Here is a 15596-nt window from a genome sequence, read left to right as displayed (position 1 = left end):
GTTACGGCAGGGTTTGCCCTGCCGGCAGCTTAGTGGCCGGACTCGTCGGGCGAAACCGGTACGGTCTGCGGGATGAAATCTTTTCCGTCTTTGCTGTAATCGTAAGCCCAGCGGTGAACTTCCGGGATCTCACCAGGCCAGTTGCCGTGACCGGGGTTGATCGGGGTGGTCCATTCCAGGGTGGTAGCGTTCCACGGGTTAGGCGTGGTCAGCTTGCGGCCCTTGAAGATGCTGTAGAAGAAGTTGAATACAAACAGCAGCTGTGTTGCGAACACGATGATCACCACAAAGCTGATGAAGGTGTTCAGTTCAGCGAACTGGTTGAAAGACGCCCAGTTGCTGTAGTCGAAGTAACGACGCGGCATACCGGCCATACCTTCGTAGTGCATCGGCCAGAAGATGAGGTAAGCACCGATCAGCGTAATCCAGAAGTGGATGAAGCCGATGGTTTGGTTCATATAACGGCCGTACATTTTCGGGAACCAGTGGTAAATACCGGCGAACATACCGAAGAATGCAGATACACCCATTACGATGTGGAAGTGCGCGATTACGAAATAAGTATCGTGCAGGTGGATGTCGATGGCGGAGTTACCCAGCCAGATACCTGTCAGACCACCGGAGATGAACGTGCTCACGAAACCGATGGAGAACAGGGACGCCGGCGTGAAGCGGATGTTACCGCGCCAGATCGTCGTGATCCAGTTAAATACTTTAATGGCCGAAGGTACCGCGATCAGCAGCGTCAACAGTACGAAGAACGCGCCGAGGAAGGGGTTCAGGCCGGTCACGAACATGTGGTGCGCCCATACCAGGAACGCCAGCAGCGTGATCGCGAACATAGAACCCACCATCGCGAGGTAACCGAAGATCGGCTTGCGGGAATTCACCGCCAGCACTTCAGAAACCATACCCATCGCGGGGAGGATAATGATATATACTTCAGGGTGACCCAGGAACCAGAACAAGTGCTGGTAGAGGATCGCGGAACCGCCTTCGTTAGGCAGCACCTTGCCTGCAACAAAAAGCTCGCTGAGGTAGAAGCTGGTACCACCGTGGCGGTCGAACAGCAGCAGCACGAAACCGGAAAGCAGAACCGGGAACGAAAGCACACCCAGGATAGCAGTGAAGAGGAAGCTCCAAACAGTGAGGGGCATCTTCGTCATGCTCATACCTTTGGTACGCATGTTCAGGATCGTGGAGATATAGTTGAGGCTCCCGAGCAGGGAGGAAACTACGAACAATGCCATGCTGATCAGCCAGAGGTCCATACCGATTTTAGAACCGATAGAAGCATCGCCCAGGGCGCTCAGGGGAGGATAGGAAGTCCAGCCGCCGGAAGCAGGGCCTGTCTGAACGAACAGGGAAGACATCATCACAATGCTGGAGATAAAGAAGAACCAGTAGCTCAGCATGTTCATGAAAGGAGAAGCCATGTCGCGGGCGCCGATCTGCAGGGGAATAAGCAGGTTGGAGAATGTGCCCGAGAGGCCGGCAGTCAATACGAAGAACACGAGGATGGTACCGTGCATCGTCACCAAAGCATAATATGCCTCGGCGGTGATACGGCCGCCTTCAGCCCAGTGGCCCAGGATAGATTCCAGCCAGGGGAAGGTGGCATCCGGGTAACCCAGCTGCAGACGGAACAAAACGGAAAAGAACGCACCAATGATGGCCCAGATAATGCCCGTGATCAGGAATTGCTTCGCGATCATCTTGTGGTCCATGCTGAAAATGTACTTCGAGATGAAGGTCTCTTCATGATGGTGGTCATGACCATGACCGTCATGGCCATTACCATGCCCATGGTCCGCTTCGTGGCCGTGATGGAGAAAATCCTGACTGTGCAATGTTGCTTCGTTACTCATAATAAGTTCTGTTTATGATCAGCCGGAAAACGGGGCAGGCTTGCCGGCTATTTCTTTAATTTTTTACGCTCCTAATTTCTCTTGCTCTACGATGTTTTACTTCGTAACCGTCGCTACGGCTTTGGTAGAATCAGCAGGTGCTGCCGGTGCTGCGGGCGCCGCTTCCTTCGCAGGTTCAACCTGGGAGAATTGCGTTACCTGTTTGGCCAGCCATGCGTCGTACTCAGCCTGTGTTTCCACGACGATGTTCGCCTTCATGGAATAGTGGCCGCTACCGCACATCTGGTCGCAAGCCAGCTCATATACGAACTCGGGATTACCGGTCTTCTTGCGGTATTCCGCAGTAGTGATGGTCGGCGTAAACCACAGCGTGGTCGGGATACCCGGTACCGCGTCCATTTTCAGGCGGAAGTGAGGCAGACCTACGTCATGCACCACGTCACGGGAACCAATGATCAGTTTTACCGGTTTGCCTACCACTACGTGGAGCTCCGGCGCAACAACGTCATCGTGGTTCAGCCCGTCTGCCCAGTCTTGACCCAGCGGGTTATTGGCGTCATTGATCAATTTATAGTTGCGGCGTCCCAGCTGGCCGTCTTTACCGGGGTAACGAACATACCAGTTGAATTGCTTGCCGATCACTTCTACAACCATAGACTCTTTGGGAGCCTCGGACGTCATGCGCAGCCAGTGCCGGATACCGAAAGCTACGAGGATGGTGAGCACGATGGCCGGAATTACCGTCCAGATCACCTCCAGTTTGTTGTTGTGCGGGAAATAGAAGGCTTTACGACCGTCTTTCTCCTGGTACTTCCAGGCGAAAACGAACAGACCGATCTGGGTCAGTACGAATACGATCATGGTGATGATGAAGGTAACCTTGATCAGGCTGTCTACGCCCTCACCGTGGTCCGACGCGGGATCACCCAGCATGCGGTCCTTCAGCAAATCATGGCACCACCAAACGCCGATCAGTCCCAGCACCAGGAATACGATCATCAGGAAACCGTTGATACGGTTGGACTGCTCGCGCGATTTCTTTTCACCTTTCAGAATGGACACATATTCGCTTGCTTTCGCGATCTGGAAGATCACGACGAATATGAGAACAACTACTATAACTGCTAAATATCCTGACATTGCTATTGAATAATAATTAAGTTATCTAATGCTAAACGTTGTTTGTCTTACCATTACGCCACGCATCAGGTGTGGTGTACGATGCTTTCTTTCAGGTACGGATGGTTCTTCGGCGTCAGCGGAGCCTTCGCCAGTTGTTGAGCCGTCAGGTAAATGATCAGCCCTACGAAGCCCAGACCGATACCCAGTTCGAACCAGGGGAAGTGCAGGTGCTTCACGGTAGCCGGCATCACCATCTGGAAGAAGTCGAGCCAGTGACCGAAGATGATCAGTCCGCCCATGAAAGCTACCAGCGTATAGTTACGTTTAGAACTACGTTTCATCAGAATCAGCAGCGGCGCTACGAAGTTGATCACGAGGTTCAGGAAGAATACAGGCCTGAACTCGCCCCAAACGCGCGGCTGGAAGTAAACGGTTTCCTCGGGCATGTTGGCGTACCAGATCAGCATGTACTGGGAGAACCAGAGGTACGTCCAGAATACGCTGAATGCGAACATAAATTTGCCGAGGTCATGCAGGTGCTCTTCGTTCACCATTTCAAGGTAGCCCTTGCTCTTCAGGTAAACTACAAACAGTGCGATGAGCGACAGCCCGGAAACCCAGGTGCTGGCGAATGTGTACCAGCTATACATGGTGGAGAACCAGTGTGCGTCGATGCTCATGAGCCAGATCCACGGTGTGGTGGAACCCATGCTCAGCGCGTATACCACGGCGAAGAGGCCGCACCATACCGTACCTTTCCAGATCAGCGCCTTACGGCCTTCCTGGTCCAGCAGCATGGTATCTTCCGCCAGGGACATTCTCCGCAACTTAATGGTCAGAACGCTCCAGAGGGCGAGGGTAATAACGGTCATGGTAGAAACGAAGCCCGCGTTCAGGAACGGAGACTTGAACTCCAGGATACGGTCGCCTTCGGGGTGGAGCCAGTGGTAAATGTGGCCTTTATTACCGAAGATGAGGAAGCCCAGTACTACCAGCACGATCACGCTCAGCACAGGCACGGTCATGGAGATGGCTTCAGGCACCCGGCGGAACGCCATCTGCCAGCCACCGTGTGCGAGTGTGGTCACACAGATGAAAAAGGTGCTGGCCAGCGCCACCATCAGGAAGAAGGTGCTGTTCTGCAACAGCCCTGCCCAGAATCGGGTGGGCCCGTGTTCGCCGTTGAGTGCAAAAATTCCGATCAACAAAGTCAGCAAGCCAATGCCCAAAAGCACGAAGCTGGTCGTTTTTAATCTTGCTGGTACTACAAATTGGTCCTTCATTACTGTTGTATATTAAAATACGAAGTTGAAATGCGATTTAATCTAATTAATGAGCCGCTGCTACCGCAGGTGCCGCCGCTGTTGCCGAATCCGCTGCAGGTGCTGCCTCCGCAGGCGCCTTGCCGCCGTTCTGCATATTCTTGATATAGCCTACCACTTTCCAACGCTGCTCAATGTCCAGCTGGCTGGCGTAGCTGCCCATCACGTTGTACCCGAAAGTAGCTACGTGGAACATACGGCCCTCGGTGTAACCCAGTACTTTCCCGGTCAGGAATGCCGGGGGAGCTGCAGGGTACGGACCGTCGCCGCCTTTGTACAGCGGACCGTTGCCGTCCAGCTTGGTGCCGTGGCAAACGCCGCAGTAAATATCATACAGGCGCTTCCCTTCTTCCAGACCGGCTTTGTCCAGCACCAGGGGGTTAGCCACCAGGTTCGCCTGCGCAGTGTCTTCCGCTTTCAGGTGATACGGCAGCATCGCTCCGCGCTTCACCGTTCCTTCCACCGGCTTCATGCTCGCAAGGCGGGCACTGTAGAACTCGTATGCACGGGATTCGTACATATCGGGCGCATAAATCTTGCCGGGATTTCTATGGTGCGGCCCCTTGTTACCGCAGGATGCCAGAAAGGCGCCCCCTGCTAAGGCTGCTACAATCAGTATGTTGGAAGTCCTTTTCATCCGATATTTATTGTCTTTTCAGTTGTCCGACAGATACCTTCCGGCTCCGTCCTCCTTTATAATGTCAATAACTGATCTATCTATGTTGCTTCGCGCAGCTATTAATTACGCAAAAACCTTGTCTTCCCTGTCGAAGCGGCCCAGCCACCAGCCGGCCTCAGCCGTCTGCTCGTTGATCTCCTTCGCCCCTACGCTGCTCAGGAAGCCTTTCACCTCCTCCGCATTCGTCTTCTCGCTCACCTCGATTGCCATCACAAACAGGTCATCGGTCTGACGGGGGTGGAAAATGTGCTTCTTCACGAAAGGAGCCATCTGGCACAGGTACATGAACGTCATCACCATCCCTACCGCCGAAAACAGCACCGTCAACTCGAAAGTGATGGGAATGAATGCCGGTAAAGGGAAGTGCGGCTTACCACCGATGTTCATCGGCCAGTCGGTCGTAAATACCCAGCTCATGAAAGAGAGCGCGGTCGTAGTACCGGTGATGGCATAAATGAAGCCGGCCGTGTGCAGGCTCGTCTCTCTCAGGCCCATCGCATGGTCCAGACCATGCACCGGGAACGGGGTGTACACATCATGTATTTTGTAACCGGCCTGGCGTACTTTCTTTACCGCCGGAAACAACACCGCCTCATCATCAAAACTGCCTACTACAAATTTCTTAACAGCCATATGGATAATTATTCTGTATTCCGTTAATCTTGATTCAATTCTTAGTGGTGCGCCGTGTTATCGTGCGCAAATTTCTCAACACTCTGTTCTTCGTACACGTCCATTTTGTCTTTGAAGTTCTTGCCCGAAGTTTTCAGGATCGATTTGATCTCCGCAACAGCAATTACCGGGAAGTATTTCGCAAACAGGAAGTAACAGGTGAAAAACAGGCCGAACGTACCCAGGTAGAAACCAACTTCAGGCCAGGACGGACGGTAGTAGCTCCAGCTGGACGGCAGGTAGTCGCGGTACAGCGAAGTACAGATGATCACGAAACGCTCGAACCACATACCGATGTTCACGATGATGGACATGATGAACGTTACCATGATGTTCCTTCTCATCTTACGGAACCAGAACACCTGCGGGGAGATTACGTTACAGGTCATCATGATCCAGTAAGACCAGCCGAGCGGGCCCGCAGCGCGGAACTTGTAGAAGGTGTCGAATTCGTATTGAACGCCGGAGTACCATGCCATGAAGAGCTCGGTCAGGTAGGCAACGCCCACGATAGAACCGGTCAGTACGATCACCTTGTTCATAGCCTCGATGTGGCCCAGGGTGATGTAATCTTCAAGGCCGAGTATTTTACGGGTGATGATCAGCAGTGTTTGTACCATCGCGAAGCCGGAGAAGATCGCACCCGCTACGAAGTAGGGCGGGAAGATCGTGGTGTGCCAGCCGGGGATTACGGAGGTAGCAAAGTCGAAAGATACGATCGTGTGTACTGAAAGTACCAGCGGGGTGCTCAGACCGGCGAGAACCAGGGAGAGCGACTCGTGGCGCTGCCAGTGCTTGGTGGAACCGGTCCAGCCGAAGGATGCCACACCATACAGCATTTTGCGGAGCTTGGTTTTGGCGCGGTCACGAACCGTTGCGAAGTCGGGGAGCAGACCGGAGTACCAGAACAGCAGTGATACAGTAAAGTAAGTGGAGATCGCGAACACGTCCCAGAGCAGGGGAGAGTTAAAGTTTACCCACAACGGGCCACGGGTGTTCGGATAAGGAAGTACGAAGAAAGCCATCCATACACGGCCCATGTGCCAGATCGGGAACTGGCCCGCGCACATTACCGCAAAGATGGTCATCGCTTCCGCCGCACGGTTTACACCTGTACGCCAGCCCTGGCGGAACAGGAGAAGAATGGCGGAGATCAGGGTACCGGCGTGGCCGATACCTACCCACCATACGAAGTTGGTGATGTCCCAACCCCAACCGATGGTTTTGTTCAGGTTCCACACACCTGTACCGAAGTATACCTCCCAGAAAACGGAGAATACACCGAACAGCAGCAGTAGAATGGAGATGAATAACCCTATGTACCACAGTTTACCAGGCTTCGCTTCAATAGGACTGATAATGTCCTCCGTTACCTGGTGATAATCCTTAACCCCATCTACTAAAGGTTCTCTCAGTGTGGATTCGTACTTCAAATGCATAGTATTTCGAGCTTTGCTCGCCCCGGATTGCTCCGGGGCTATGATGTTTCAAAACTTAAAACAGATTCTTAACTAGTTCTATTCTTCTTGTCCCATCCCCTTTCGGGCAGGAACGCTATCATTAGTGATGAGCTTTCTCTTCAGCTTTAGCACCGTGGCCTGCCGCTACCGGGGCTGCATCCTTGTTACGGATTTTCGCCAGGTAGTTGATGGAGGGCAGTACGTGCGTTTCTTCGAGTACGTAGTACAGGCGGTCGGTCTGCTCTTCGTTACGAACCTTGGAGATGCGGCTGTCCTTGTCATTCACGTTACCGAATACGATAGCGCCGGTAGAGCATGCCTGCTGGCAAGCCGTTTTGGCTTCCCCGTCACGCAGCGGACGGCCTTCTTTCTTCGCGTGGAGTTTCGCATCCTGCAGGCGCTGAACGCAGAAGGAGCATTTCTCCATGGTACCGCGGGAACGAACAACAACATCCGGGTTGAGCACCATACGGGTCAGCGCGTCGTTCATGTCGGCCGTGTCGTGCAGGTTGCCTTCAAAGCTGTCGGCACCGTTCCAGTCTCTCCAGTTGAAGCGACGAACTTTATACGGACAGTTGTTGGCGCAGTAACGGGTACCGATGCAACGGTTGTACGCCATCTGGTTGATACCTTCGGAAGAGTGGTTGGTAGCAGCTACCGGGCAAACGTTTTCGCAGGGCGCGTTATCGCAGTGCTGGCAAAGCATCGGCTGGAACACCACTTCAGGGTTGTTCTCGTCGCCGGCGAAGTAGCGGTCGATACGCAGCCAGTGCATTTCGTGCGCCAGTACCACTTGTTCCTTACCCACAACGGATACGTTGTTTTCAGCAGTACAAGCCACTACGCAGGCGCCGCAACCGAAGCAGGAGTTCAGGTCGATGGACATGCCCCACTTGATGCCGGGATATTCGAACTTCGTACCACCCGTGTAGAGGGTAGCGTCGTTACGGAAGTCGCCGCTCATGTTGCCTTCCTTGGTATATGCTTCGTACAGGTGCTGACGGTCGTGGTTCACCTCTTTCGGGTTCTTGATGAACTCTTCGAGGGTGGTTTCCTTGATGATCGGACGGCCTTCGTAGCTGTTGTGCGTCTGGGTCAGACCTACGGCGTATTTGGCGCCGGTGGCTTCTGCTTTCGCTTCAGGTACGAAGTAGTCGAAAGTCTGGCCGTTGAAGGATACGAACGGATAAGCGTTCGCACCGATTTCGCCGGCAGCCTTACCGATGAATTCTTTCTTGCCGCGGCCATAACCTACTGCAATGGCGATCGTATCTTCCTGGATACCAGGCACGATCAGCAGGGGCAGTTCAACGGTTTTGCCTTTGGCGGTGATTTTCAGTACTTTTTTCTCGGCGTTGATTTCGTAATCGTCGCCCAGTTCCATATTGAAAGTCTTAGCGAGCTTGTTGGATACGCAGGCGTAGTTGTCCCACGTAGAGCGCGTGATCGGGTCGGGCATTTCCTGGAGCCAGGGGTTGTTGGCTTCCTTACCGTTACCGATAGCCACTTTCTCGTATACTACCAGTTCCAGGCCGGAAGCTTTGGGAGCGCCGATCTTCGCAGCAGCGGCAGCAATGTCGGCCGCGAAAGATGCACCACCGATAGCGGGGGCTGCAGCGGGCTCAACGATACCATCCTGAAGGGCTTTGTCCCATGCACCCTGGGAACCCAGGCGCGTGATCCACTCATTCTTCAGGTAGTCTACCCAGGCGGTGGTGTTGCCGCTCCAGGTCAGCAGGGCGTCCTGGAAGGCGCGGGTTTTGAACAGGGGAGCGATGGTGGGCTGGATAAAGCCGTAGTAACCGCTCTTCGGTTCAGCATCACCCCAGCTTTCGAGGTAGTGATGGTCGGGCAGGATGTATTTGCAGAGCTCGGTGGTTTCGTCGTAACGGTCGTTGAAGGAGATCGATACGCCAGCTTTCGCTACACCGGCTTTGAATTTCTCTGCGTCGAAGTAATCATATGCGGGGTTCACGCCGTAAACGATCAGGGCGCCGATGGAACCTGCGTTCAGATCGGATACCAGCTGCTGCATATCGGCGTCGATACCTTGCTTGTAGTTAACGGTGGAAGCCCAGTCGATGGTAGTACCGTTGGAGCCCGCCAGGTTGTTGATGGCGTTTACCAGGATCTGTACGTTCACATCGTTGGAGCCGGATACCACCAGCGATTTGCCGGGGTTGGCCTGGATGGCTTTGGCGGCTTTCGCGATGCCTTCTTTCAGACGGGTGTTGGCAATTGCCGGGGCGGATACCGCACCGCCGAGGGCGGCCAGCAGGGCCTGGGCAACCACACCAGCTTCAGAGGGGCGGTGGGTGAAGCGCTCATCGGCATTGGCACCGGTGAGGCTCATCATGCTTTCGAAATGGATATGCTTGCTCATTTCCGGGTTCTTCGCATTGATCTTGCGACCTTCGCCGTACTGAACGGAGAACTCGGAAGGGTTCAGCCAGGTACCGAGGAAGTCGGCGCCGAGGCTCACCACTACTTTAGCATTTTCGAAATGGTAAGAAGGGATGGCGCGTTTACCGTAGGAAGCCTCGTTGGCGAGGAGCATACCGGAATAGGAAACGGCATCGTATGTAACGTGACGGCTGCCAGGATATTTCGCCAGGAATTCGCCGATCAGTTTCCTGGTGGAGGGGCTGATGATGGTCGAGGTGAGCAGTGCCACGGATTTGCCGGAAATAGCGGCGGCGATCTGCTTGTCCAGCTCGGCATATTGCAGCTCCTGGATGCGCTTGGCCAGTTCGGTTTCCTTGTTCTTGTTGTTGATACCGGGGAAACGGAGGCGGGCCACGTCATATAAAGAAAGAACGGAAGCTTGTACGCGGGCAGTGGTCGAGCCTTTGGTGATGGCCGACATCTCGTTGCCTTCTACCTTGATGGGGCGGCCCTCACGGGTCTTCACCACCAGGGGTACGTACTCACCGTCTACTGTATAAGCGGAAGCATAATAGTTGGGAACACCGGGGGTAATGTCTTCCGGTTTGTTTACGTAGGGGATAGCCTTTTTAACCGGGATATCGCAGCTGGCCGCAATGGTAGCCGCAGCTGTGGTGAACCCGAGGTATTTCAGGAAGTCCCGGCGAGGGGTGGATGCACCCAGGAAACTTTCACTCTCTTCGAAGGGCAAATCTTCCCTGAATTCGTTTTTCACAGTCTCCTGATGCGAAGTGGTATTGTGCAACTCCTCCAAGCCTTTCCAATACTTTTTTTGCTCCATGTGATTATTTATATCGCGTTACGATTTGAAAAATTTGTCTGATCTGTTTGTCTGACCTGTTGATTAGTAGTGGCATTTCTGACACTCGGTGCCGCCCAGCATTTCTACAGTCACGCTGTCTACTTTGCCTTCTTTCACGTCGTTATGCAGCTTTTCGAAGATGCTGTAGTAGTTGTTCTCGGCAAACTGCACTTTCGTGGTACGGTGGCAGTTTACGCACCAGCCCATAGACAGGTCGGCGAACTGTTTTACCTCATCCATGTCCTGGATATCGCCGTGGCAGGTCTGGCATTGTACCTTGCCTGCGCTCACGTGCTGGGAGTGGTTGAAGTAAACGTGGTCGGGCAGGCTGTGGATTTTCTTCCATTCGATCGGCTGGCCCGGCTTGGTGTAACGACCTGCGTCCTTATCCCAGCCTACGTGATCGTACAGTTTCTGGATCTCAGCGGTACCGTTCACTTTCTTGCCTTCAGCCGTGTACAGGTCCGGACCGGTGTATTCGGTTACGGCCTTGTGGCAGTTCATACACACGTTCTCCGAAGGGATCATGGCATGCTTGCTCTTTTCAGCGGAAGAGTGGCAGTAAAGACAGTTGATCTGATTGATGCCCGCGTGCACTTTGTGGGAGTAGAAGATGGGTTGCTCCGGCATGTAGCCATCCTGACGGCCAAGGTTGATAGCACCCTGGATGGTGTAGTAACCGCCAACGATAAAGAGCACCAGAATGCAAAGGGCGATGTAAACTTTGTTTTTGTAGAAGGGAACCGGCTCCGGGGTAGCGTGGCCTTCTTTCTCGGAAGCCAGCTTGTTCAGGTTGCTGTTGATCTGCATGAGGATCACCGCTACGATCGCGAGGATCAGGGTGATAATGCCGAAAAGCAGGCTGTTGTTGCCGGAATCTTTGGAACCTGCGGCAGCGCCTGCAGCAGCGCCGGCATCAGCCTTGGGAGCCGCGGCTTTGGTTTCTTCCTGCTTGATGTACGCCAGCATGTTGTCGATGTCGGCATCAGTCAGCGCAGGGAAAGCAGTCATCGGCAGTTTATTATACGCGTTGAAGAGATCAACGGCATATTTGTCGCCGGAGGCAATTACGGAAGCGGAGTTGCGGATCCACTTGTGAAGCAGCGCCTTATCAGCCCATCTGTCTTCAACACCTGCCAGCGCAGGACCTGTCAGTTTTTTGTGCACATTGTGACATGAAGCACAATTCTGCTGAAATAGCGTCTTACCTGCACCAGGATCTGCTGCCTGCGCGACGGAGATGGAACTAACCAACCCTGCGCATAGGATAAGAACACTCACAAATTGCTTACGCAAACGAATGGAAACACGACGATACACAGCCTATTTAGTTTAGATTTGACCTAAGGTTTCTTAAAAGTGCCAGCAAAAATAAGACAGAATGTTGACAATTTACCAACAATCGAAAAAAAATTGTCCTTGTTTTGAAAGCAATTATTATATAACATCCGCGAAACACCTTTCCGCTGAAATTATTACCTGTGGCTAGTTTCAACCGTTTTACCATCCCTCGCCGGCTATACGCCCGCCGCAATTCCTGATAAAAATCATATTCCCTCACGAAGGATAAACGCCGTTGACTGTAATACTATTTTTGCATGGAGTTTTCAACCAGACTATCGGATAGCGCCTCGCTTTTTTTGTTCCTTACCGGGTAAAGTAATACCTCATCGTACAACAAGATACGTATAAAGAAGGTTGCATCGCCATGATTTTGCGCATTCTCACATCGTGATTCTCGTCATTTTCACCCCCATGGCCCGGGCTTATCCTTAAAATTATGGAAATTTACCGTTACCGGAAATGGTTATCTGCCTATTTTTGCACCTTAATTTATATACAAGCGTGAAAAACATCGCCATTTTCGCCTCAGGCGCCGGCTCAAACGCCAAAAAGATCATCGATCACCTCAAAGGCAACCCCGCCATCCAGGTGGCCGCCATCGTTTCCAACAAACCAGACGCCGGCGTCCTCAAAATCGCCGCCGACGAAAACATACCCTCCTATATTATAGACAAAGAAACCTTCTTCAGGGCAGATAATTATGTTAAACTGATGAAGGACCTCCGCATCGACCTCATCGTCCTCGCCGGCTTCCTCTGGAAAGTTCCCGCCAACCTCGTCCAGGCATTCCCCGACAAAATCATCAACATCCACCCCGCCCTCCTGCCCAAATACGGAGGCAAAGGCATGTACGGCCACTTCGTCCACGAAGCCGTTATCGCCGCAGGAGACCCCGAAAGCGGTATCACCATCCACTTCGTCAACGAAAAATACGACGACGGCGCCACCATCCTCCAGGAAAAATGCGCCATCACGCCCGACGATACGCCCGACACCCTCGCAAAAAAGGTGCAGGCCCTCGAACACCAATGGTTCCCCGTTATTGTGGAACGATTATTGACCTGATTCCGGCAGGCGGGCACCTACACCCGCCGCCCCCACACCTAACCCGGCAAGACGTATGAAAAGAATCTTTACCATTCTTCTCCTCGCAACAGCAGCACATTCCGCCCTCGCGCAGGAAGAACCCTTCCGCAAAAAAACCTACATCAAAGTCAATCCGACCACCATCATCAACGAGCTGGACCTCTACCTCGAACAGGACCTCTCCGAAGCCCTCAGCCTCGAAATCGGCATCACCGGCATCTACACCGATTACCCCGATTACGTATTCTTCAAAAGAATCAACATCGGCAAAGAAAACCCCGGCATCTCCACCGAACAGTTCGTGGAAGGCCGCGGCATCGGCGTAAGGGCAGGCCTCAAATGGTACCTCGTCCGCCAGAACACCGCCATCCGCGCCGCCGGCACCTATTTCGAACCGGTCCTCTTCTTCAAAAAAATCTTCTACCCAAATGAAAAGGTCACGCTCAATGGCGCGACCTACGAAAATTCCGGAGATAAAAACGTCTATGGCCTCCAGTTCCTCCTGGGCAGGCAGATGCAGCGCGGCCGGTTCATCCTCGACCCCTACCTGGGAGTCGGGTTCCGCGCCAAAACATACACCGCCAACAACTTCCGGGTCGGACCGGCAGACGCCATCGAGCAACATGCCGGCCAGGCCACCAAGTACCTCCCCAGCCTCCACCTCGGCCTCAAAGTAGGCCTCAGCCTGTAAAACCGGCTACAGCCGCGTAAACCGCAGCCCCAGGAATCCACGGATGCCCTGGTTCGGCGCAAACACGTAAGTAGGGTCGAACGTCAGGTTGTAGGGATCCACCGAACCATCGGCATTGAAACCCGGCCGCTTGTCGAACGGGTCATGCGCATGCGCAATGCTGTTCTTCGGCGGCAGGAAATTCAATAAATTCTTCACGCCGCCATATATTTCCCATTCCTTCCCCAGCTTCTTCGTCAGCTGCACGTTCTGGATACTCCATACCGGCGATTTATCCGGCCGGGGGTCGTTCGGCTGCACCGGCAACAACATGGGTCCATATATATTACCGGTATAATCCACCGTAAGCCCCGCCCGGCGGAAAGCATAACTTACCGACCAGGTGCCCGTGAACCGCTCCGTGAGCATGGGCCGCTCCCGCACCCCGTGCTCCTTCTGGAACACCTCCATCACCGTAGCCCCCGCCATGATCTTCAGCGGAAAGGCAAACGCCACATCGGCATTCAAACTGAAACCCTCCGACACCGCGTACCCATCCAGGTTATCGTACAAAATGGAATCAGGCCGCGAATAATCCGGCATGATGCGGTTTGAAAAGTGCGTATAGAAGGCTGTCGCATCCAAACCCAGAAAGGCGCTTCCCAACGGTATCTTCTTCGTATAGTTCAGATTGACGTTCCAGCTGCGCTCGGGCTTCAGCTCCGATTCTATCACCACTTCCCGCGCCCCGCTCAACGCCGCATGGTCTTCCGTGAATATCGACACCACCCTGTACCCCGTACCCGCATTCAGCCGCAGCACGTTCTTATAGTTGGGCGACCATTTATAGGCCAGCCGCGGCGTAACGATATTGCCGTGCAGCGAGTTGTAATCGTACCGCATCCCCAGCAACAGGTTGTGCGCCGTGGCCAGCTTGATCTCGTCCTGCACGAAAATCCCCGGCAAAAAGGTCCGCTGCGGCTTGTTCACGTCCTTATCGGCCGTTACTACCGTATTGTCGTCGTAAAATGTGTACCGGAACGGCAAGCCCGCCAGCAGCGTGTGCTTCCCGATTTCCTTGTCAAAAGTCAGCTGGGCAAAGGCGATCGACTGCTTCGCGAGGAACCAGGTAGTGCCGTACACCGAATTCTGGTTGTGGTAGTTAAAGGATCCCTGCAGCATCAGGTGGGGCCGCGTCGGCAGCTGGTACTGCCCGAGCACCTCCACGCGGCTGGTGTAAATGCTCTCGCCGTAAACACTGTCCGTTCCGCGGAACTGCTTATCCCACTGCGTTTGCCCGCCCCAGCGGTCTTCATAGAAATACCTCGCCGCCAGCGAAGCTACGCGGTCGTTCTTCCGGTTGAAAGACCATTTATTGAATACGCTGATCCGGTGCTGCTGCGTCACGTCGGTAAAACCGTCGCCGTTATGGTCCGCCGGATCCTGGTAATTATAGTAATTCACGCCCAGCAGCGACTGCGCCCGGGTCCCCGCCTTGAAGCGCCAGCCCAGGTCCGCATTGTATTCCTGCCAGGTGGTCGCCATCACGTCCGCCGAAAAAACCGGCGCGGTGGTGGGTGATTTGGTGATAATATTGATGAGGCCCGCCACGGCTTCGGAGCCGTACAAGGTGGATGCCGGTCCTTTCACCACTTCCACCCGCTCCACCAGCGAATTCGGAATACCGGAAAGGCCATACACGGTGGACAAGGCGCTGACGATCGGCATCCCGTCGATCATCACCATTGTATACGGGCCTTCCAGCCCGTTGATATGGATGTCGCCCGTGTTGCAGACGTTGCAGTTCAGCTGCGGGCGCACGCCGTTCACGTTCTGCAGCGCGTCGAATATGCTGGGCGTGGGGTTCTTGCGGAAGAAGACGGGGGAATAGACTTCCACGGGCACCGGGCTTTCCATTTTGGTTACCGGCCGCAGGGTGCCGCTCACCACCACTTCCCCGAGATTGGAAGCGGAGGGCTCCAGCCTGACCAATACATTGGTAGTGCCGGAGGATTTAATGACAACGTTTTGGGTCGTGGTCATGTAACCGACCGCACTCACCTGCAGTTCGTGTTTGCCGGCGGGTATGTTGGGGATGATGAACTGACCGGTCTCATCGGTCACCA

General features: G+C 53.9%; 11 protein-coding genes. 2 read left to right on the top strand and 9 right to left on the bottom strand.

Going from position 1 to position 15596, the window contains the following annotated elements; all coding sequences use genetic code 11:
• Nucleotides 1-29: 29 nt before the first annotated feature.
• The 8 genes from Q0510_RS10960 to Q0510_RS10925 form a co-directional block, all read right to left on the bottom strand.
• Nucleotides 30-1868 (bottom strand): cbb3-type cytochrome c oxidase subunit I, encoded by a 1839-nt coding sequence (locus tag Q0510_RS10960; RefSeq protein ID WP_298711164.1) that lies wholly within the window; start codon nucleotides 1866-1868, stop codon nucleotides 30-32.
• 96 nt (nucleotides 1869-1964) lie between these two features.
• Nucleotides 1965-3008 (bottom strand): cytochrome c oxidase subunit II, encoded by a 1044-nt coding sequence (locus Q0510_RS10955; protein WP_298711162.1) that lies wholly within the window; start codon nucleotides 3006-3008, stop codon nucleotides 1965-1967.
• 65 nt (nucleotides 3009-3073) lie between these two features.
• Nucleotides 3074-4273: a quinol:cytochrome C oxidoreductase gene (locus Q0510_RS10950; RefSeq protein WP_298711160.1), complete on the bottom strand. Its 1200-nt coding sequence runs from the start codon at nucleotides 4271-4273 to the stop codon at nucleotides 3074-3076.
• 46 nt (nucleotides 4274-4319) lie between these two features.
• On the bottom strand, nucleotides 4320-4832 hold the full coding sequence (locus tag Q0510_RS10945) for a c-type cytochrome (protein WP_298711157.1): 513 nt from the start codon (nucleotides 4830-4832) through the stop codon (nucleotides 4320-4322).
• A gap of 222 nt (nucleotides 4833-5054) precedes the next feature.
• Nucleotides 5055-5624 carry a DUF3341 domain-containing protein gene (locus Q0510_RS10940; protein ID WP_298711154.1) on the bottom strand — a complete coding sequence of 190 codons (570 nt, stop codon included), beginning with the start codon at nucleotides 5622-5624 and terminating at the stop codon, nucleotides 5055-5057.
• A 41-nt stretch (nucleotides 5625-5665) separates the two neighbouring features.
• A complete protein-coding gene (gene nrfD / locus Q0510_RS10935; RefSeq protein WP_298711151.1) occupies nucleotides 5666-7102 on the bottom strand; it encodes an NrfD/PsrC family molybdoenzyme membrane anchor subunit in 1437 nt (478 codons plus the stop codon).
• A gap of 121 nt (nucleotides 7103-7223) precedes the next feature.
• A complete protein-coding gene (locus Q0510_RS10930) occupies nucleotides 7224-10349 on the bottom strand; it encodes a TAT-variant-translocated molybdopterin oxidoreductase (protein ID WP_298711149.1) in 3126 nt (1041 codons plus the stop codon).
• A gap of 63 nt (nucleotides 10350-10412) precedes the next feature.
• On the bottom strand, nucleotides 10413-11651 hold the full coding sequence (locus Q0510_RS10925; protein WP_298711146.1) for a c-type cytochrome: 1239 nt from the start codon (nucleotides 11649-11651) through the stop codon (nucleotides 10413-10415).
• A gap of 564 nt (nucleotides 11652-12215) precedes the next feature.
• Here Q0510_RS10925 and purN point away from each other — a divergent pair.
• Together purN and Q0510_RS10915 are read left to right on the top strand one after the other, a co-directional pair.
• Nucleotides 12216-12779, top strand: coding sequence for a phosphoribosylglycinamide formyltransferase (gene purN, locus Q0510_RS10920; protein ID WP_298711143.1), 564 nt, complete (start codon nucleotides 12216-12218; stop codon nucleotides 12777-12779).
• A gap of 55 nt (nucleotides 12780-12834) precedes the next feature.
• Nucleotides 12835-13491 (top strand): hypothetical protein, encoded by a 657-nt coding sequence (locus Q0510_RS10915; RefSeq protein WP_298711140.1) that lies wholly within the window; start codon nucleotides 12835-12837, stop codon nucleotides 13489-13491.
• Nucleotides 13492-13497: 6 nt separating this feature from the next.
• Here Q0510_RS10915 and Q0510_RS10910 read toward each other — a convergent pair.
• A partial coding sequence (locus Q0510_RS10910; protein WP_298711139.1) for a TonB-dependent receptor occupies nucleotides 13498-15596 on the bottom strand: 2099 nt, incomplete at its 5' end.

It is taken from the genome of uncultured Chitinophaga sp. (genome assembly GCF_937874145.1).
Classification (GTDB): Bacteria; Bacteroidota; Bacteroidia; order Chitinophagales; family Chitinophagaceae; genus Chitinophaga.
Note: the sequence above shows the minus strand (reverse complement) of the source record. Positions and strands in the feature narration are given on the sequence as shown.

What these genes read in the sequence shown, in the direction of transcription:
- Q0510_RS10940 (WP_298711154.1), bottom strand. Translation starts at nt 5,624, where the DNA reads ATGGCTGTTAAGAAATTTGTAGTAGGCAGTTTTGATGATGAGGCGGTG.
- Q0510_RS10950 (WP_298711160.1), bottom strand. Translation starts at nt 4,273, where the DNA reads ATGAAGGACCAATTTGTAGTACCAGCAAGATTAAAAACGACCAGCTTC.
- Q0510_RS10930 (WP_298711149.1), bottom strand. Translation starts at nt 10,349, where the DNA reads ATGGAGCAAAAAAAGTATTGGAAAGGCTTGGAGGAGTTGCACAATACC.
- Q0510_RS10960 (WP_298711164.1), bottom strand. Translation starts at nt 1,868, where the DNA reads ATGAGTAACGAAGCAACATTGCACAGTCAGGATTTTCTCCATCACGGC.
- Q0510_RS10945 (WP_298711157.1), bottom strand. Translation starts at nt 4,832, where the DNA reads ATGTACGAATCCCGTGCATACGAGTTCTACAGTGCCCGCCTTGCGAGC.
- Q0510_RS10915 (WP_298711140.1), top strand. Translation starts at nt 12,835, where the DNA reads ATGAAAAGAATCTTTACCATTCTTCTCCTCGCAACAGCAGCACATTCC.
- nrfD (WP_298711151.1), bottom strand. Translation starts at nt 7,102, where the DNA reads ATGCATTTGAAGTACGAATCCACACTGAGAGAACCTTTAGTAGATGGG.
- Q0510_RS10955 (WP_298711162.1), bottom strand. Translation starts at nt 3,008, where the DNA reads ATGTCAGGATATTTAGCAGTTATAGTAGTTGTTCTCATATTCGTCGTG.